Raw genomic sequence first — 20,174 nt, 5'->3', positions numbered from 1 at the left:
CCGTATTATCCGCAGCGTACGCAAAATGACAAACGAATATAAAGTAGATCTGGATGTTTATAACGGCCCCCTTGATTTGCTTTTGTACCTGATTAAAAAAGAGGAAGTTAATATCTGCGATATCCCCATTGCACGGATTACCGATCAGTACTTACAGCACGTAGAAGCCTTACAGTCTTTGGATATGAGCATTGTTGGCGATTTTTTAGTGATGGCGGCTACGCTTATGTATGTGAAGTCGTACATGCTTCTTCCCCGTACGGAATTAAAAGAAGATGATGATGAAGTGGAAGATCCGCGGTCATCTCTGGTAAAACAATTGCTGGAGTATAAACGGTACAAGGAGCGCACGTTTATCCTGGCTGACCGTGCTGCTGAGTGGGAAAAAAAGTGCTCACGAATACCCAGAGAGCCCATTATAGAAATGCCAGAAGAGAAAGGAGAGCAACTGCCGTTGGAGGGTATCAGGGTGTGGGATCTTTTGCAAAGGTTTTCTCAACTCATGAAGCAGCTATCGCTTGATGTATCCACGAAAGTAACGTATGATGACACTCCAATAAAGAAATATATGAATGATGTAATCGAAAAGGTACGCCTTTATTCTTCGATTTCCTTTACGGAACTTTTTGAGGGAATGCGTGAAAGAAAACGGATTGTCGGGTTCTTTTTAGCCCTGCTGGAACTGGTTCGACTCAACAGAGTTAAGATTGAACAACCGGTAAACTATGCAGATATTTATATTTCCATCTCTCCTGAACAGTTGATTGAACAAAACAACTGGGAAGTTTCCGCATGAAGAGAAACCATATTTTTCAGATCGTAGTTTTAATTTGAAATTCCTGAGATAGTTTGTTACCATGCAACGCTTATGATAATTTCCTGGAGAATTTACCAATGATTACGGAAGAATTGCTGAATATTCTAGCTTGCCCTCTCTGCAAGACAGATGTCCGTCTGGAAGGTGACAGAATTGTGTGTACCACATGCGGGCGACGATATCCGGTAAGAGACGATATTCCTGTTATGCTCATTGATGAGGCTGAGTTGCCGGAGGGACCAAAAAAGATTCATGGATAAAAAGGCAATTATTGCGGTGGCTATCTGTGGGGTAACTATGATATTGTATTACCCCTTTATATTACCCTTGCTCTCGTCTAAAACGGCTAAAGTTGCCGAAGAAATACCAGAAGAAATCGTTCCGCAAAAAAGCCGGGAGGCAAAGACTGCCGAAGCGACCCGGTCGTTGCCAGACCAGAAGACTATTGAGCCTCAGAAGGATGTTCCGACTCAGGAAGTCGTTCTTGAAAATGAATTCGTAAGAACGGTATGGACGAACGAAGGGGCGGCGCTCAAATCGATTCAACTGAAACACTTCAAAGATGCAGGGGCAAAAAAGATCCTTGATTTATTAGAGGACGTGAACACAGAATACCGCCCTCTTGCCATTGATGCCATTCTTCAGCAGCCGGATTTTTTTCGGCAGCGATACCAGATCGTTGAACAGGGGAAAGACACGATCATATTTTCCACCAAGCTAAACAAAGAAATGAATCTTGTTAAAACCGTTACCATGCCTTCTGACAAATATCATATCAGTATGGAAGTTGCCTTAGAAAATACTACCGACGCTGAAACCGCTGCATCATACAGCATTATCGCATCCTCACTGATCACCCATGAAGGCGTGCCTGCCACGGACATTGCGGCGGTATTGGGAGTGGATATGGGAAATAAAAGGACAAAGCTACTAAAGATGGCGCCGAAGGAATTACCTTCTAAAAATGAATCGGTTGGTATTGTCTGGGCCGGGTCAACAAACAAGTATTTCTCTACGATCCTGCAGCCTGCCTCCAGCGATATGATTGCATCGGTTAATGCGCAGGCATTGAATGCCGAAGGAGTGCTTACGAATGAAAAGGCAGAACTCGCTGATTTTATGGTAATGATACAAACGAACAAATTTCGGATTCCACCACATGAGACTGCCAGACACAGGTATATCTATTTTATGGGACCGAAAAAAGAGCAAATCCTGAAACAATATGAGACATTGGATGTTCTTCTGGATTACGGTTGGTTTACTGTAATCAGCAAGATGCTGTTGGCATTTTTAAATGCCGTTTATCGGGTAATTCCCAACTACGGTATTTCCATTATCCTGTTAACGATTATCATTAAAGCCATTCTTTTCCCTCTTACCAGGAAAAGTCAGGTTTCTATGTTTCGAATGCAGCAGTTGCAGCCGATGATTAATCAGCTGAAGGAAAAATATAAGCATGATAAACAGAAAATGGGAAAAGAGCAGATGTTGTTATTTAAAAAATATGGGGTTAACCCGATGAGCGGTTGTTTGCCCATGCTCTTGCAACTTCCGGTGTTTTTTGCGCTCTTCCGCACCCTGCAGCTTTCTTTTGAAATGAGACAGGCGCCCTTCATGTTTTGGATCAATGATCTTTCCGCGCCGGATACCCTGTTGACGCTCCCCTTTACCATTCCTTTCATTGGGAGCGCCCTCAATATCCTGCCATTAATTATGACCGGAGTTTCCTTTGTCCAGATGAAGGTTACCCCAAAAGCCCCGGCAACAGACCCGCAGGCCCAAGCCCAGCAGAAGATGATGTCGTTTATGCCGATTATGTTCGCTTTCATCCTCTATCACATGCCCTCCGGACTCACGATTTACTGGACAACAAGCACCATATTCAGTATTATCGAGGGTATCGTGATCCGAAAGACCATTAAAAAGATAAGAACCTAACACGCCGGATTCTTTTATGTATCCAGAAATTCAGGATACGATCGTTGCTGTTTCTACACCCTCGGGGAGATCATTTCACGCAATCATCAGGATCAGCGGATCGGAAGCCATTCCATGTGTTAAAAGTCTTTTTGCTCCAGCCACAAACATCAGTTTAGAAGATATTCCATCCTACAGTTCGGTAAAAGGATATATTCATTCTTCAAAGGAACGTATCAATATTCCTGTATCCCTGTACCTTATGAAAAAACCCCATTCGTACACAAAAGAGGATGTGGTAGAAATTCATACCATTGGTTCTCCGCCGCTTCTGGAAATACTTTTAGACATTCTGTTGTCAGAAAGAAATGGAATGAAAAACGGTATCAGATTTTCACAGCCGGGGGAATTTACAAAACGCGCCTTTTTACACGGAAGGATCGATCTGGCACAGGCCGAATCTGCCATGCGTATCATCCGTGCACAGACAGACCTTGAGTTAACAGCAGCGGTTGCACAATTAACAGGGAACCTATCACGGCAGATCCGGCAGGTACAGGACAAGGCAGTTTCTCTGTGTGCACAAATAGAGGCAGCTATTGATTTTTCAGATCAGGATATTGAGTTGATACCGGCGAATGAAATTATCCGGCAACTAGAGGAGCTAAGAACGGCCATTTCCCGTCTTTTACGTCCATCAGAAACCGGCAAGATTTCTCAGGGAGGGATTGAAACTGTTTTGTATGGCAAACCCAATGTCGGGAAATCGAGTCTGATAAATGCCCTCTTAGGGAAGAAAAGATCGATCGTTAGCGATATCCCGGGGACGACACGGGATGTGGTTACCGATATCTTAGAGATAGGCGGGATTTGTTTTAAATTGACGGATACGGCAGGAGTGGAAGACGCGAAAAATAATAAGATAGCAGGATTGACAGAAACGGTGCAATCCATTCTGAAAAGGGCACAGATTGTATTGTTTGTTTTTGACGGCAGTCTCGATTTGAGTGAACAGTTCCTGGAAATAAAGGTGGACAACTTGACTGCCAATACGATTATCATAGTCAATAAATCCGATCTAAAAAGAACAAGTTCCCATTTTGAATTGCCACCGGAGCTTGCAACGTATCCTGTTGTATATACTTCTGCGAAGACCGGTGAAGGATTGGAAAAATTGAAGGGGCTGTTGTTGGAGGCCATCCTTGGCGGCAGGATAGATGCTATTCCGAGTCTCATGAGTATGCGTCAAAAGGATGCCCTTCAGCGATCTCTCCAATCGGTTCAATGTGCTGTGGAATCGGCACAGCGTAATGAAAGCCACGAATTTATTGCATTAGACGTACGTGCTGCAATAGATGCCATAGGTGAGGTGCTGGGATCCGTTACAACAGAAGATATTTTATCGAAAATATTTTCTGAATTTTGTATCGGAAAGTGAGGTTATAGTCGAGTAGACGGCAGGATTACTCCTGCCATTCCACACAGAACGATGCATGCAGAATTCCTGCACACGGCTCTTCATACAGATTCATTAAGTAGAAGAATATATTCGGCTGTAATCTTTCACAATGCTGGGTTTCGGCAACGTACGTCTTTTCAGCAGATCTTTAAACTCATTCTAATCAAAGCCCTTCCTCCGGCTGCACCAATTCAGCCATTTATGCCATAGCCTTCTGACGGCATAGCTAAATTTGGACAACATCAGACTGTCTCCCACAAAGCCGCAGTAGTTAATGTTTGAACGAAAACATATACTTTTGTCATTTCAACCGAAGGGAGAAACCTTCAAACCCAACAACTTCAATGCTCAAAAGATTTCTCGCTCCGCTCAAAATGATATTTTTGGTAGTTTTCGTTCAGACACTAGCCCGACCTTCGCAATTCGGGGGGGTATACAAGCCGCTAAGTTAGCAAATTCAAGGGGTCGTACAAAAAGGTCGGCACTACAGCCCGATCTGTCCTGATGCATAAATCTTGGGCGGCAGTTGTTCGGGAAGCGATAATCCCCATTGTGCCAAAAGGAGAGAAACATCCTTTTCTGTCTGTGTATAGCGGCTCATGACAATGCGACGACCATCCGTGGTTGGTAAGTGAACATCAATCATTTGAATGTTCGACATTTTTTCCAAAATGGCTTCGGATATCAGCCCTGTGGCTTGCCCACGCGCAAGATTTCGCAACGTGGTGTAGAGACAAAAAGCCAAAAAGGAAACAAAAATATGGGCATCCATTCTCTTTTCCCATTGGTGCCATATGGGACGGATGGAAAGCGATCCCTTCAAATCCTTAAATGCCTGCTCAATACGCATCAAAAGTAGATACGATTCTCAGACGGTTTTAGGCGAAGGGGCCTGCATGTTGGAACGAAGCCGATAGCGTCCCTCACGCCGTAACGTTCGCCGCAGGCGTTCTCGATCCAAACGGAACCGGAACGTGTTCTCATTCACCGGTTCTTGCGGATTGGGGAGAGAGATACGAACCAGCCCAAAGTCTCGCCCGGCTTCTTTCTTTAACGCCCCGATATGCATCAGCAGGTCATCACGCGTGATGCTCTTTCGATTGCGAAGTCCGTGCAGACTTGCCCACAGACGCTTGAGTCTGCGGCGACGCCGGGAACGCTCCCTGGCTACATGGCCATGGCTTTCCACATAGACGTAGAACTCCGATTTTTGCTGAGAATTTTCACAGGCGGCCTTTTGAAAATCCGCCCTACACTAATCAAAAATTTCCTGGCGGTACCTGCCCAAAAACAAACGCTCTTGTACGCGAATTGCGAAAGTCGGGCTAGCCATATAATATATACGACATACGATCAAACCTTCAGATTTCCATTGATAAACTCTGATGAATAGATACAATGAAGGATTATAGCAAGATCGTTATGATTGGAATTTGAATGTGTTTTTCGTCATACCCACCAAGAGGCAATCAGAGGAACAGAATGTTCTTTGACGATGAAGATAGAGGAAGGTTTTTGGATATCTTAAGAAAAGCAAAGGAGAGATATGCATACCATTTCTCTATCCAACCCTGATCACATCACGATACAAAATTCCAGCCAACTGGTAATATTAGGCTGATTCAGCTTTGCCAAAGCAAATCGATCTTCTGCCCTGCGTACCAATGGCGCTGGGTTCTAGTTTGGAGAAGAATATGGGACTACTTCAAAACACCTTACCACCGAAAAAGCGTATAAAGCGCCCTTTTACATGGGGAGATGTAATTGTTATTTTGTTAATGGCTGTGCTGCTTTACGGGGGAGCGCGACTTTCCTTTGATTCGCCGCTCATTATTGAAGGTCCGCAAATTTCACTCAATCCTTTTGCCTTGCCTTGGTACACATTGCTTTCCGTGGGCCGAATGTTTGGGGCTTATATCCTCTCGTTGCTCTTTACACTCACTTACGGGCGCATCGCGGCTTACAATCGTCACGCAGAATCTGTCCTTATGCCTCTGCTGGATGTTTTACAGAGTGTACCAATCCTTTCCTTCCTGCCGATTGTTTTATTGGGGTTAAGTGCTATCTTGCCCGAGCGTGTTGCAGCAGAATTGGCGGCTGTCGTATTAATATTCACCAGTCAGGCGTGGAACATGACTTTTGGCTGGTATCAATCGCTTACTACAATTCCAAGGGAACTGCTCGAAGCAAGTTCCATTTTTCGCTTAAACACATGGATGCGTTTTAAACGACTGGAATTGCCTTTTGCGATGATTGGACTTATCTGGAACAGCGTTATGTCCTGGGCGGGCGGTTGGTTTTTCCTCATGGCGTCAGAAATCTTTACCGTTGGGTCAAAAGATTTCCGTCTGCCTGGTTTAGGCGCATATCTTCAGGAAGCCTCTAATCAGGGTAATTTTTACTGCATTGCTCTTGGTTTAGCCGCTTTAATTTTTACGATCGTAGCGCTTGACCAATTCGTTTGGCGTCCGCTTCTGGCTTGGTCAGACCGCTTCAAAGTTGAAATGGTAGAGAGTGACCAGCCACCGACATCCTGGTTTTACGACGCAGTACATACTTCCCGCTTATTTCTGTGGATACGTTCCGTCCTTCTCAAAGTAAACGAGCAATTTGACCTTTGGATCATTCGTCGTGCACCAATGAGGTTATACACAGAAGTTAAAACATCGAAACGCAACTGGAAGATAGGCATTTTTTATTCGCTTACTGGTGGCCTTTTGCTGTACGGCGGTTATCGGGCCGTGCTCATGTTGGTTTTAATACCGTCAACCCAATGGGCACAAATTGGGATTGGCGCTTTTGCAACATTTTTGCGCGTGAGCTTATCGCTGGTTATTGCTTTGTTGTGGACCATTCCCGTCGGTGTCGCAATCGGAACAAATCGCCGTGTTGCCGCAATACTCCAGCCCATTGTGCAGGTAACAGCGGCAGTACCGGCTACCGCTATATTTCCCATCATACTGCTTATCTTCATCGACGTAACAGGCGGACTGAATATAGCCGCCGTCTTCCTCATGTTAATGGGTACACAATGGTATTTGCTTTTTAATATCATTGCAGGAGCAAGCGCTATTCCTCAAGACCTGAAAAACACAACTTCCATATTGCAACTTTCGCGCTGGGAAACATGGCGTACGCTTATTTTGCCAGCACTGTTTCCTTTCATCATCACGGGAGCAATCACAGCTAGCGGCGGCGCATGGAATGCCAGCATCGTGGCAGAGTATGTTAACTTTGGCGGGCAGACGTTGTTTGCAACAGGCATAGGTTCGCTCATCTCGCAAGCAACCGCAAAAGGAGACTATCCCTTGCTTCTGGCCTCCACTCTGAGCATGATTTTAGCCGTGATACTAATCAATCGCCTCTTCTGGAGGAGACTTTATAAACTCGCTGATGAAAAATATCGAATGGGGTAACCATGGCAATTAATCATACTTACAATGCATTACTGAAACTGCGTCATGTCCAGCAGACTTACGCCAGTGGGCAGCGCCGTTTCACTGCTGTGCAGGATGTTAACCTTACCATTTACGAAGGTGAATTTGTGGCACTGCTTGGACCTTCGGGTTGTGGGAAAAGCACTTTATTACGAATTATAACGGGTTTGCAACGCCCCTCTAAGGGAACGGTACTTTATCGGGAACAGCCGGTGAATGGTGTCAATCCGCATGCAACAATAGTCTTTCAATCCTTTGCCTTATTCCCCTGGTTGAGTGTATTTGAAAATGTAGATTTGGCATTGAAGGCGCGCGGCATCCCTTCTAATGTTCGGGCAGCGCGTACTACGGACCTGATTGACCGGGTCGGTTTGAATGGTTTTGAAACTGCTTACCCACGGGAATTGTCGGGTGGAATGCGCCAAAAAGTCGGCTTTGCGCGTGCAATGGCAGTAGAACCTGAATTGCTTTGCCTGGATGAACCATTTTCCGCATTAGATGTCTTAAGCGCCGAATCCTTGCGAAGCGAACTTATGGAACTTTGGACAGGCGGTGGTATTCCCACCAAAGCCATCCTTATGGTTAGCCATAACATCGAAGAAGCCGTATTCATGGCTGACCGGATTGTAGTCATGGATAAAGAGCCAGGGAGAATCGTTGCCGAAGTGAAGGTAGGGCTGCAACATCCCCGGCAACGCAAATCGGAAGCATTTCAAAAAGTTATGGATAGGGTTTATAGCATACTTGCAGGGCAGACGGAACCCGAAACCATAGAACTTGGGGTTGCCCCGGGCGAACAAGGCCGTACCCGTTCACTGCCAAATGTTACAATCACAGACTTAGCGGGGCTATTAGAGCAACTTTCCGAACTTCCGGAAAACCGTTTTGATATTTACCGCCTTCCGCATGAATTAGGCGTTAACTCCGACCACCTCCTTAGTCTTACCGAGGCCGCTGAAATATTGGGTTTTGTCTACGTTGAAAAAGGCGATATTACCCTGACGTCACTCGGCGAAACCTTTGCCGAAGCCAGTATTCAGGCGCGAAAGGAAATTTTTGCTGCACGCATCCGGCGCGTGCCTTTGATGCGCTGGCTAATGACCATGCTAAACAATTCAGAAAACCGTGCCTTGAATTGGGATATAATCTATGACGCTTTAGAGTCGGAATTCCCTGAAGGTGATGCAGAAAAACAGTTGGATATCCTTATCGACTGGGGACGGCATGCGGAATTAATTTCATACAACGATGATAAGGCGCTGGTCTATCTCAAAACACCATCCTGATTTTTATTTACTCCTCGCTACACCCAAATTGATTACACGCAGGCAGAATGATTGTTGTAAGAGGTGCCTTTGTTTTTAATTTCCTGAGTTGAGGATTTTATTTTCTCGTTATTCCTCGTGGAAAGAAATTTGTCTTTTAGCGTAACAATTTTTCTGAAAAGCAGGGGAAAAGCATTTGTCCGTTTGGATATAAACGTGTTTGTGCTAATTAGTGTTTGAACGGAAACACTCCCAAGCCTGGTAAAATAAGGAGAAGCAGGAGGAAATCGTTAATGGAGGGCATTGAAAATAGTTGGGAGAAGTGGTAAAATAAGGCGAAAACAAAGGGATTCTGGGTATAAAGAGTGTAAAAATTCGATTCATTAACACGTCAGCCAAAGGACATTCGATAGAACATGAGAAAGAGACCTGTACTGAGTTAATCGAAGTATTTGAGCAGCAAAGGCAACTTGGAGTCATATCTATTTCTGAAGTAAAACTGCCACGAAAGGGTCGAGATGAACTACCACCGATACTGAGGGCATTGCAACATATCTATGTTACAGCGGAGTTGAACGAGGAGGTATTCCGGATATTAGAGACGAAGGTAACGAAGGGGAAGAAAAAGACGGGAAGATATGGGATGGATTTATGGCATATTTTGGTGTTGTCGGTGGTGAGATTAGGGTTAGATGCTGATTATGACCGGTTGGAGGATTTTGCCAACCACCACAAACTTATCAGGCAGATAATGGGGGTTGAGACGACATTTGGAGAGGCAAAGGTTTTTTCGATGCAGAGCATCAAGGACAATATAAGGTTGTTGGATGAAGAGACCCTCAGGCAGATAAATGAAGTGTAATATCGTCGGGGCATCCGTTGGTTAAAAAAAAAGACGAACAAGAGAAGTGTTTCGTTTGATGAAGCAAAAAATCTGCGATTTTTTGCCAGAGAGAATTTTTTTTCGCTTGACAAAACCTTCTAAGGAAAACAAGCTCTCCTTGGACAGTTTCATGTGCTTTTTCATACGAAAATACAAAAATATGATTTGGATGGAAAAATCTTAAACGTTTCCTGACTTGTTTATAGATCGCATTTCATTTACGCATGATTTTCTTTGTCTTTTATTCCAATTTATTGGTATATTCTCGGACAACCTGTTAAGGCAGGAACAATTTTCTTACTTCTATTGGGATGGTTGGTCTCAGGGGGCTCATCCGACTTCTTCATGAAATATGATTCCCTGGTCTTCATGAAGTTGGTCGGGGCGAGAGGATTTGAACCTCCGACCTCGACGTCCCGAACGTCGCGCTCTAGCCAAACTGAGCCACGCCCCGAATTTTCAATACTCTACCACAAAGACAAAAAGGAAACAAAGAAAAAACCGTATCGTTAAAAAAATTGCTGCAAAATTCTTTTCCTGGGATGTCTGTGAAGGTTTGCGCCATCACTCATTTCGCCTCAAACAGCACCTTTTCAATCCCGATATTCCCTTCACCGTCAAATGCATTGATGATTAACGTATAATCACCCGGCGTCAGGAGCCTGGTGGTAATTTGAAAAGATTCCTCAGGACTGTCGAAGATACCGTCCATAGGGAATGCCGGGATCCATTCCTGTCCATCAATGGTATATTGGATCTTTACAATTTTGCTATACTCGTCCTTCGCGGTGCCTGAAATGACATATTTCCCCTCGGCCCCAACCGCAGCGTTCAAACACCTGATGTCCGGTCTTGTGTTATCAACTACCACAGGTTCGGTCGTTTTCTCCGTGCTGAAGGCCGTCTCGGGTGGGTTGTCGGGGTCATCACTGACCATGAGTTTTACCTGATATTTACCATCAGGCAGACGTAAGGTATCCCATATACAAGAGCCCTTTTTTTGAGTATTCTTATCGAGAATCTTCCACATTTTTTCCTCAACTCCCCGGTAATACATCGTTACCTGCAACGTGTCGTTGTTTGGGTCCTCCGTCTCCCACTGGATATTCTTCTGGGCAACCTGATGATGTGGTTTTTGTCCCGGAGTTCCCTGTGGCTTCGATTCTATCTTGCCGTCCGTTTTTGTCTCCGGTAGTTTTTGTGATGCGGGAGAAGATTCCTTTTCTATCCCAAAACTGATTATCCTGGGAGGCTCATTTTTTGGGAGATATGCGAGTGATACTGCGTTTAACATAGGGGTTAAATCGCTATTGTTTGTCTGCAAAATGGCTTTGTATTGGATAAAGCGAGCAGGAGGGCTTGTGATTCTTTCTCCGCTATCCTCATAGGGTGCAGACCAACCACTCCATGTGGCATCAGGTTTTTCTCCGTTTCCTGAACGGGTGGACAGGGTGAGTCTTGTGCCTTCCGGCTGCATGCCTGCCCAATAAATACAACCCCAATTAGATGGCGCAGTGGTATCGAACACGTTTGACAGAAAACTTCCCTCTTTCGTAAATGAAGGTGATATCTTATAAACTCTTCCCATATTACCTGTGCCAAAATAGAGTTCATTTTTACCGGTATTGAGGCAGCACAGCGCCTGTACCTCCTCTAGGTGCACCAGACTGCTTGCACTTTCATCGCCGGAGATTTTGAACACTCCTGAGGTGTTCCCTGTAACCACATACAGGTTGTCTTGCGCATCAAAGGACATACCAAGGATAAATGCCTGGCTCGTTTCCAGTTTTTTTTGTACAAGTCCTTCCTGGTTGATTTTATAGACGTAGTTTGATGCTGTAGGAAGACCTGTGGACTTCGGTGGCGCATCGATACCTTTCAATACTGTTTTTTGTTGTTGCACGGGTGCCGGTTGTGCCATGGGGAGTTCTTCCGGGAGGTTCAAATCCCATGATTTTTCTTCTTTAAAAAGAGCGGTAATAGCTCCGGCCTGTACGGGCGGCTGGGAAACCGGAACCACAGGTATTTGTGCCTGGGTACCCGAAGCCGTGCCGGCGTAAATATTACCTGCGGAATCCATCGAAAGGCAATGGATCTCACTTTCGCTTGCATCATAGATCACCTGCGCTTGTCCGGATGGGGTTATTTTATATACCAAACCATTCGGTTCTGTGCCAACATAGATATTGTCATACCGGTCGTGCAGTATATCCAGCAGATTGGTCTCAGGGGAATTAAAAAAAACGGACGGCCTGCCGTCCGGAGATATTTTGAACAGAATGCCGTCATTTCCCGTGGCGGCAAAGAGATTAGAGTTGTTGTCCATAGACATATCCCATATATAGGGTACCGGCAAGCTGCAAAATACGGAAGCATCTCCATGATTATTTATCTTATAAATGATACCCCTGGGTGCTGTTCCTACATAGAGATTGCCGGATGTATCCGCGACAAGGCTCTGAATATATAGTTCCGGAGAACTGAAAATCTCCACAGCCTCTGAACCGTCCTTTATCAGATAAACGGTGCCCGGGTCGCCCGTACCAACAAACACGTTGTTTTGTAAATCTGTGGCCATTGACCAGACAAAAGCGCCTTTTATCCCCGTGACAGTCTTGATTACCGGAGCAAGCCAGATTTCGCCTTTATTATTGATAGAGACACCCTGAATCGTGCCCTTACTAAAATCAGATTCTGTCGATTGCGTCCACGTGTTCGTTGTAGTACTAAAGGCGTAAGGATTGAGGAGGATGAGGAAAAATAGTGTACAGATTGTTTTTACCGCAATGCCTTTCATGTTGCGTCCTTTTATTTAACTGAAATGGGGATCGTTTGATTTCCGTTTAACACGTATTTCATCGGCACGCGGGACACTACTTCGTCAGAGAGAGGGCCAATCCCGCTGCAATTGGAAAAACTCATAATCGAAAGCATAGATGCTGGTAGCGATGGGAACCCCTCTCCCTTATAAGTAATACCCTTTTTTGTCAGCAGGATCCGTACCATAAGATTATTATTTCGCTCCATGTTTTCGACATATTGTACGAGTTGTTCAAAGTTCGTGGGAAAATACTTCCCTGCAGACCGCCCAATATTCAATGCCTGACCATAAGTAGCGTCACAGGCGGTAAGGTTTAACATACTTCCGGGAAGGGTATCTTCGGGAATATGCATAAGTACCGTTTGATAAAATTTTTCTCCGGTAAAAGGTTTCAGGCACACGTCAACCTGAAGGGTATCACCGGCTTTTACTTGTTTCTTATCTACCCGGATTGATTCGATATAGGCAGTTTTCCGGGTATCTAATACCGTGACTTTCAGATCGATCCTGGTTGGGTGTATCTCCCGAAACTGATTATTGATGATCATCGTAAAGGGCTGAACAATATGGTTCAGAGAAAACCATGATTGGTCAAGTTCATAAAAAACATTTTCGATAACAACAGGGTTTTCGTAGCCTTCAAGGTGGGTTGTCAGTTTTATATGTACCGATTTCTCTCCCACCTTGCGTTCTGTGGATAACACAGCGCTCTGGGCGGCCATTAAGATGAGGCTGGGGGTTAAAAGTTTATTATCCACGATCTCAAAATTGTATGTGAGTTTCTGCGAACCTTCCACTTCAACACGGCAAGGTATCATCCGTGATGACTCACCAAGAATACCGGCAATTCCGGACCTCCTGTCCTGATGTATCCGGCCAACGATTTCTACCGGTGACGCCATTTTTACAGAACTCGACTGACTGCTGAGGACTGTATAAACGTAGGCTGATGCCATGGGAAGGTCTGCATTTCCCGTCTGTAGAAAAGGATGCCCAAAGGCGAGGATGTTATCTCCTTCCTCATAAGTTACCGTTCCAACAACGGCTGCACTCAGGTCGCCTCTGATAAGAATGGCGGCTACGGATGCCCCAGGAACAAGCTTGCTCTTTTCCGGGTTATCGGGACAAAAATCATAGTTTCCTCCCTGAACAGGATACAATCCATAGGTATGAAAGAGTGGCAGCATTCTTTGCAAAACATCGTTTTCAACACCAGATACTACTAATGGGGAGAGAATTGGTGTGAGCGTTATTTTCCCAGCATCGTGGTTCGCTGATTCCAGCGGTATCGAAGTTGCCGCCGGTTTTGTTAGCCACCCATTCTGAGAAAAGGCGGGGATGTCCCACTCTGCCGTGACTGGCAAGGCGCTATTTTCTTGCGGCGGTATATCGAGGAGAGTGCTTTTCATTTCGTGAATCGGGGTAACTCCTGCAATCGGTTCCTTTGCGAAGCTCCATCCATAGGCAACGGCTCCAATGAGCCGGCTTCTGATATAAACCGGACTGCCGCTCATACCGGCAATAATCCCTGATTTTTCCAGAGGACCTCCCGACATCCTGATCAGAATCATATTGCTCTTCGCTTCCCAGTTTCGTAAGATACCCAATACTTCGACATTAAATATTTCAATCCGGTCTCCGGTGAAAACGGTCTTACCGTATCCTTTCATGCCTGGTACAATTTCATCGATACCCATGACCGTTTCTGCGGAAAAGAGCGAAGGATTGCTTTGGGAAATGAAGGCAGAGAGGACACTGAAAATCACAAATAAACAGGGCAGTTTAAGAGTCTTTCGTTTCATGCATCAAACTCTACCAAATTTTGTAATTTATTGTCAAGGTATAAAAGAAGTTGCAATATTGATACGCAGAATTTAAACTATTCAAGTTATGTCTTCGGTTACAGAGTGGCATGGACTTCATCTTGTTTGTCCATGGTGTTTAAGTATACGCACGGATTTGGAATATATCACACGGACAAACAACGTTTGTCAGCGCCACACGGTAACCCGCTTAAATAAAATGAAAATTCCTATACAATTACATTATCAGTATATTTTCGGACGACTAACCCGAACGTAACCGAACAAATAAATTATAGAGCTTCATGAGAAACGTTTGCTTGTTGAAACGATAAAGGTAGCTTATGGGTGTTAATAATCTTTCCCGGCTCATGCTGGTTAGGTTGTGGTGATGGAAACGAGAGTACTGAACTTAAAAGATCAAAATCTTTACTCAGATCACATAGCAAAGGCTGCTTGTGCGCTGCGGGAAGGGGAACTGGTTGCCTTCCCCACGGAAACGGTATACGGATTAGGCACGTGTCGTGATCATACGAAAGCCGTTGAACGTATCTATAAACTAAAGAAAAGGGTCGAAGAAAAGAGACTTACCCTGATGATTGCAGACGCTGATGATGTGAAAAAGTACGTCGATCATTTTTCCAGTACGGCAAGGAAACTGATAAAATTTTTTTGGCCGGGTCCGTTAGCTATTGTTTTCCCTTTAAAGAATGGGACAGATATTAGTATACGGTTTCCCGATGACACGGCAGCAAGGGATTTGATCCGCACAGCAAAAATACCGATTGTTACCACAAGTGCAAATATTTCCGGATACCCACCGTCAACCGATGCACAACAAGTATTAATGGACTTCAAGGGGAAGATTCATGTCATTCTCGATGGCGGTTCGACACGCTTTCGTTCGCCTTCTACGGTGTTGAAGCTGAAGGACGAAGGCTTTGAGATCATCCGACCCGGTATTATTTCAGAGACAATGATACGAAGTTGTCTTGAAAATACTTTTGCGAGAGTGTAATATTGTTGCATTGTGCAGCATAGCCACAACCAAGTTCCCCTCTGTCGGTAGGACAAGCAGGATGTCAACCGGGAGGCGGTTAACCTGCCTTATAAATAAGAAAAAGAGATTTTCTGTGGTAATGCTATACGGTGCAGAAAAGCGAGTTGTTTTCTGCGAGCGCCGGTTTTGTCTCACAATGAAACACAGAGTCGTTTGCAGAGTTTCAAAAAAGGGTTTTCTTATTTTTAAACGAAAAGAACATTTTTAAGAAGATACTATTGTCATGAAGATTGCATTGGCATCAGATCACAGAGGTTTCGATTTTAAAAAGCATATTGCAAGCATGCTTACCCAGTTAGGTTACACAGTGAAGGATTTTGGGACAAATAAAAATAACGAATCGGTAGATTACCCGGACTACGGCTTATATGCTGCCCGTGCCGTTGGGTCAGGAGAATGCGAGCGGGGGATACTGGTTTGTGGTACGGGAATTGGTATGTCCCTGGTAGCGAATAAAGTAAAAGGTGTGCGGGCTGCATGCTGCCATAACCTTTATACGGCAGAGATGAGCCGGCGGCACAACGATTCTAACGTGCTGTGCATTGGTGCTGATATTGTTGACGAAGAGCTTCTGGAACAAAAAGTCAAGCTCTGGTTAGAAACCCCCTTTGAGGGTGGAAGACATGCCCGTCGGGTGGGAAAGATTACGGAACTCGAAAATGGCGAAGGGATCTAGCATAACGTTTCATAAAAACCTATACACAAGCAAATGTCATTGCGAGGAGTGGAGCGACGAAGCAATCTGTTGTTTACAAAAGATTTAAGATTGCTTCGCTGTCGCTCGCAATGACAATAACATATGTAGTCATTTTTGTGAAACGCCACACTAGTTTAAGGTAATGATTTGCGTCTCTTCAGGAATTGAAAGGGTGAAGAGTTTTGGGTCGATTACGCCATTTACGGTAATATGAGAAAACGTTATACTAAGAGTTGTATTATATGTCGGCCAGCGAACATCAATCTTTTGTGGTATCCGGCATTCGTTCTGCGTTGTGTAATTAGTAAATACCGCCTCTAGACGAACCGAACCGTCCGGATTAAACAGTTCACAGCGAACAACCTCCGCATTGACCCTGTCAATCATGAGATTTCCTTTCAGATTCACATCCTCATTCCCCACTTCGAGCATATGGAGCAGCCAATATGCAGGCCAGGTTTCCATGGTAGGCTGTTTCCCTTGCAAAATTTCCCGGTAATTAAACAAGCTTGCCATATCACCGGGGAAGATGCTGATGCCAAGCACCTCAATCTTGTGAAAGGTATTGGACTCACCCGTGTATGCAAGGTTTTCCGGAGGGATGTACAACCAGAACCTGTTGCCATCGGAAGACATATCAAACAACGTTGTTGCAAACTTAGCGCCTATTGCCCGTAAACTCCTGGGACTTTGATATAAGATCAGTCCCGTACAGCGGACAGGGACTTTGGCGTCTGGTGTCGTAAGGGCTAAGTCAATATTTGCGCGAAAACCGGTAAGTCTGGAACTCGTGGAAATCAAGATATCCCTGATCTGCTGTACCGTAAGATTTTGTCTTTCCCCCTGGATATTTGCCAGAATGGCTGAAGTATCCTCCCAAACCGGTTTTTTTAAAACGGCAGTTTTATAGGTTGCACAACCAGACATGATCATGGAAAAAAAAACAAAACTGCTAAATACAGATATTTTCATTTGATAGCACATAATCTGTCTTTAAGTTTTTTATTCTGTCTCAAACTGGCCTTCCTTGTGAAGGTATTTGGGGCTGTCGAGTTCCGATATCCGCTTGATATATTCGGCGTCTGATATCTTCGTGTACCAGTGCCCTGTTGCGCGTGCCGTGTTTGTTATGACAACGTACAAGCCAACGATCATAATGGCATAAAGCCCGTAACGAATCTTTTTCCGGTCGCCGATGAGTTTCATATCGAGTGCCCCGTTTACCGGGCATGCGTTGACACAGTCGTAGCAGGCCACACATTCATGGGTCAGAACGTGTATTTTCTTCTCAACAAGGATGTGCATGGCACATGCCTTCGTGCATTTCCCGCAATCGATGCACTTCCCCGTATCACGGGTAATTCTCATAGGACTTGCATATGCAATAATACCCAACAAAGCGCCATACGGACAGAAGAAACGGCACCAATAGTTTTTGTTAATCAGAGATATAATAAGAAAGGTCAGGATGACGGATAAAGCCATACCGGACATGTTTGTGAAAAATTTGAGCATTTTAATATCTGCAACACGCATAAAAGGTGCGCGGGCGTATAACATCTCCAATTGTGCAATAGGCATTTTGATAATAACAACCTGGATAAAAAAGGCGAGGATTGAAAATTTCCATGCCCTTGCCAGTATGTCGTTAACTTTATCCGGCCAGATTTTTCTTGGAATCACAAAGGGTAATACCATTGCCAGGACATAGGCTGGGGTCAGATACCGAAACAAGGGGTATTTGAAGGATTCCATGGTTATAACCCCGGCAATCAGCAAGGCAATAATGGGGGTAAAGATAAGACTCAGGCCTGCCGTGAACCGGGTGGGGATATTTCTCATTAAGGAGGAAACCCGTTGTGGCAGTTTTTTTAAAAACCAATCTCCCAGACGCCATTCCCATTCAGAAATGGTGCCAATAGGACAAATCCAGCCGCAGAAACCCCTCCTGAAAAATAGGGCCGTAAGGAGCAGTGTCCCGAAAATGACAAAGCCCGCGGGGTGAATGGAATTAATCTTCCCCGTTCCGAAAAAGTATTTTGTACCCATAAGGGCGCTGATCGGCAGGAAAGATTCAACCCCGGGAGGTCTTGGCATATAAAACCCCTTTCCACCGGACTCACAGTATTTTACAAAGGTGTAAAATTGCCACCCGATCACGATCACCACAATAAAAAATGCTATTTGTATAGACCAACGCAGCCTTAGAGAGTTAAGCCATCTCTTTTTGTTTTTACCTGTTTTCCTGATATCCAGCCTTTTTTTCTCACGATAAAGCCCCTGAACTGATGCGGGCATCGATTGTTGTTTACCCTCTTCCAAGGAACAAACCTCCTCTTTTTTCGAGTATGCAGTCATCACTAAAACACTTGATTCAACGTTCTATAAAGTTTAGAATGCGGGTATCTATCACTAACCTTACTCATATAATATGGTAAATGATAATCGAAGTTAACCGTTGTATGCAAGCAATTTTGATTTTGGGGTAAATATTCATGCAGTCAGAAAAAAGAAATTTTAAAGCAGGTTATGTGGCCATTGTGGGCAAACCAAACGTGGGGAAATCGACTCTGATTAACGATTTTATGGAATGCAAATTATCCATCGTTACGAACAAACCCCAGACAACCAGGAAAAAAATCATGGGCGTATTGACCCGGGAAGACTATCAGATCGTCTTTTATGATACCCCCGGCATTATGGAACCAAGATACGAATTACAGAAATATATGGTGAAATCTGCTTACGAAGCGGTAGAAGATGCAGATGTGATCCTGTTGATAGCGGAGCCCTTTGCGCCTCCAGTCAGTACAGACAAGGAAATCCTTGAAAAGTTGTTGCGCCTGAATATCCCGGTGATTTTGGCCATTAATAAAATAGATCTGGTGGAAAAGGACAGCCTGATCCCTATCATTGCTGCGTATGATACACAATTCAAATTTGCCGAGATTGTGCCAATCTCAGCCCTGAAGGAAACCAATCTTGATCTTATGCTGACACTTATTGTGAAATATTTGCCCGAGGGGGAACCCTTCTACCCTGAGGATTACATGACCGACTATAATGATAGATTCCTCGCTTCCGAAATTATACGGGAGAAGGTCTTTGAGTTTTACGGAGAGGAAATCCCCTACTCCACCACAGTTGAGATCGAAGAGTTCAAAGAACGGGAGACAGGAAAGGATTATATTAAAGCCATTATTTACGTAGAACGTGATTCCCAGAAGGGTATCATTATTGGCAAAGACGGTATGGCAATCCGGCGGGTCGGACTCGTTGCCAGGGAAGAGATTGAAAAACAGATCGGCAGAAAGGTATACCTGGAACTTCGGGTAAAGGTTATGGAGAAGTGGCGGAAAGATAAAAGCAAACTATATAAATTGGGATACAAGTAACGTGCTTTGCAGGAATTTCGATTTTTGTATTTCCTCCTCAGATCCAACAGATTTAACTTTTTCATGAAACCGATTCAGGTCGCTTGTGCCATCATTGAGAGGGAAGGGAAGGTGCTTGCAACACAGCGGAGCAAATCGATGAGTTTGCCGCTCAAATGGGAATTTCCTGGTGGCAAGATACATGATGGAGAAAGCCTTAGAGAATGTCTGAGGCGCGAGTTGCAGGAAGAACTGGGCATAGAAGCCGTTATCGGTCATCCTCTGTCCCCGGTAACGTATAACTACCAGGTATTTTCTGTCACACTCCATCCGTTCATTTGTAAGATAATCTCCGGTGACATCACACTTCATGAACACGCAGCGCTTGCCTGGTTGACTCCCCGGGAACTTTCTGCGCTCGACTGGGCAGAGGCAGATGTGCCAGTGATAGCGTCGTACCGCGAATTTATCAAGACTCGTCAGAGGTGACACGTTAATACGAGGAAATGCTATAATTATTGTATATCTTTTAAAGATTCCCTATAATGAAAAAACAAACATTTGTCTTTATTGAGAATTAATTTGTAACTATTCAGCGAAACGGATGGTGAGAGAGAATATTTTCTCAGAATAGTTAGG

Annotated in this window: 14 protein-coding genes, 1 tRNA gene and 2 pseudogenes; 11 read left to right on the top strand and 6 right to left on the bottom strand. The window is 44.5% G+C overall.

Annotation, left to right across the window (positions count from 1 at the left end; genetic code table 11):
- Window positions 1-25: 25 nt before the first annotated feature.
- The 4 genes from BIY37_RS09375 (at window position 26) to mnmE (ending at window position 4,175) form a co-directional block, all read left to right on the top strand.
- Entirely contained in the window at window positions 26-796 is a 771-nt protein-coding gene (locus BIY37_RS09375; RefSeq protein WP_070067602.1) for a segregation and condensation protein A, read from the top strand.
- A 98-nt stretch (window positions 797-894) separates the two neighbouring features.
- On the top strand, window positions 895-1,077 hold the full coding sequence (locus tag BIY37_RS09370) for a Trm112 family protein (RefSeq protein WP_070067581.1): 183 nt from the start codon (window positions 895-897) through the stop codon (window positions 1,075-1,077).
- Window positions 1,070-2,758, top strand: coding sequence for a membrane protein insertase YidC (gene yidC, locus BIY37_RS09365; protein ID WP_070067580.1), 1,689 nt, complete (start codon window positions 1,070-1,072; stop codon window positions 2,756-2,758). Before BIY37_RS09370 ends, yidC begins: the two co-directional genes overlap by 8 nt.
- Window positions 2,759-2,774: 16 nt before the next feature.
- Window positions 2,775-4,175, top strand: coding sequence for a tRNA uridine-5-carboxymethylaminomethyl(34) synthesis GTPase MnmE (mnmE, locus tag BIY37_RS09360; protein ID WP_070067579.1), 1,401 nt, complete (start codon window positions 2,775-2,777; stop codon window positions 4,173-4,175).
- A 505-nt stretch (window positions 4,176-4,680) separates the two neighbouring features.
- Here the strand turns inward: mnmE and BIY37_RS14390 are convergent.
- Window positions 4,681-5,412, bottom strand: a pseudogene (locus BIY37_RS14390) (IS1634 family transposase); the annotation flags it as partial.
- Window positions 5,413-5,890: 478 nt separating this feature from the next.
- Between BIY37_RS14390 and BIY37_RS09340 the strand changes: the two are divergent.
- From BIY37_RS09340 to BIY37_RS09330, 3 genes and pseudogenes are all read left to right on the top strand, one after another.
- Window positions 5,891-7,612, top strand: coding sequence for an ABC transporter permease (locus BIY37_RS09340; protein WP_070067601.1), 1,722 nt, complete (start codon window positions 5,891-5,893; stop codon window positions 7,610-7,612).
- Window positions 7,613-7,614: 2 nt separating this feature from the next.
- Window positions 7,615-8,919 (top strand): ABC transporter ATP-binding protein, encoded by a 1,305-nt coding sequence (locus tag BIY37_RS09335; protein WP_070067575.1) that lies wholly within the window; start codon window positions 7,615-7,617, stop codon window positions 8,917-8,919.
- Window positions 8,920-9,340: 421 nt separating this feature from the next.
- Window positions 9,341-9,757, top strand: a pseudogene (locus BIY37_RS09330) (ISNCY-like element ISCku10 family transposase); the annotation flags it as partial.
- Between the two features lie 400 nt (window positions 9,758-10,157).
- Here BIY37_RS09330 and BIY37_RS09325 read toward each other — a convergent pair.
- From BIY37_RS09325 to BIY37_RS09315, 3 genes are all read right to left on the bottom strand, one after another.
- A tRNA-Pro gene (locus BIY37_RS09325) sits at window positions 10,158-10,235 on the bottom strand.
- 114 nt (window positions 10,236-10,349) lie between these two features.
- Complete coding sequence (locus BIY37_RS09320) at window positions 10,350-12,578, bottom strand: ligand-binding sensor domain-containing protein (protein WP_070067573.1); 2,229 nt, start codon at window positions 12,576-12,578, stop codon at window positions 10,350-10,352.
- Window positions 12,579-12,589: 11 nt separating this feature from the next.
- Window positions 12,590-14,404, bottom strand: coding sequence for a SpoIVB peptidase S55 domain-containing protein (locus BIY37_RS09315; RefSeq protein WP_070067572.1), 1,815 nt, complete (start codon window positions 14,402-14,404; stop codon window positions 12,590-12,592).
- Between the two features lie 391 nt (window positions 14,405-14,795).
- Between BIY37_RS09315 and BIY37_RS09310 the strand changes: the two genes are divergently transcribed.
- Window positions 14,796-15,422, top strand: a complete 627-nt coding sequence (locus tag BIY37_RS09310) for an L-threonylcarbamoyladenylate synthase (RefSeq protein ID WP_070067571.1) — start codon at window positions 14,796-14,798, stop codon at window positions 15,420-15,422.
- Between the two features lie 265 nt (window positions 15,423-15,687).
- Window positions 15,688-16,140, top strand: a complete 453-nt coding sequence (gene rpiB / locus BIY37_RS09305) for a ribose 5-phosphate isomerase B (RefSeq protein WP_070067570.1) — start codon at window positions 15,688-15,690, stop codon at window positions 16,138-16,140.
- Window positions 16,141-16,290: 150 nt separating this feature from the next.
- On the opposite strand, the gene BIY37_RS09300 is transcribed toward rpiB, so the two are convergent.
- Complete coding sequence (locus tag BIY37_RS09300) at window positions 16,291-17,133, bottom strand: DUF4292 domain-containing protein (protein ID WP_070067569.1); 843 nt, start codon at window positions 17,131-17,133, stop codon at window positions 16,291-16,293.
- Between the two features lie 30 nt (window positions 17,134-17,163).
- The gene (locus tag BIY37_RS09295) at window positions 17,164-18,483 is read right to left on the bottom strand and encodes a 4Fe-4S binding protein (RefSeq protein ID WP_070067568.1); all 1,320 of its coding nucleotides are present in this window, start codon (window positions 18,481-18,483) and stop codon (window positions 17,164-17,166) included.
- A 173-nt stretch (window positions 18,484-18,656) separates the two neighbouring features.
- On the opposite strand from BIY37_RS09295, the gene era reads away from it, so the two are divergent.
- Both era and BIY37_RS09285 read left to right on the top strand, forming a co-directional pair.
- Window positions 18,657-19,556, top strand: coding sequence for a GTPase Era (gene era, locus BIY37_RS09290; RefSeq protein ID WP_070067567.1), 900 nt, complete (start codon window positions 18,657-18,659; stop codon window positions 19,554-19,556).
- Between the two features lie 63 nt (window positions 19,557-19,619).
- Window positions 19,620-20,024, top strand: a complete 405-nt coding sequence (locus BIY37_RS09285; protein WP_070067600.1) for a (deoxy)nucleoside triphosphate pyrophosphohydrolase — start codon at window positions 19,620-19,622, stop codon at window positions 20,022-20,024.
- Window positions 20,025-20,174 lie beyond the last annotated feature (150 nt).

The organism is Candidatus Brocadia sapporoensis (assembly GCF_001753675.2).
Taxonomy (GTDB): Bacteria; Planctomycetota; Brocadiia; order Brocadiales; family Brocadiaceae; genus Brocadia; species Brocadia sapporoensis.
This window is presented reverse-complemented; position numbering and strand designations above follow the sequence as displayed.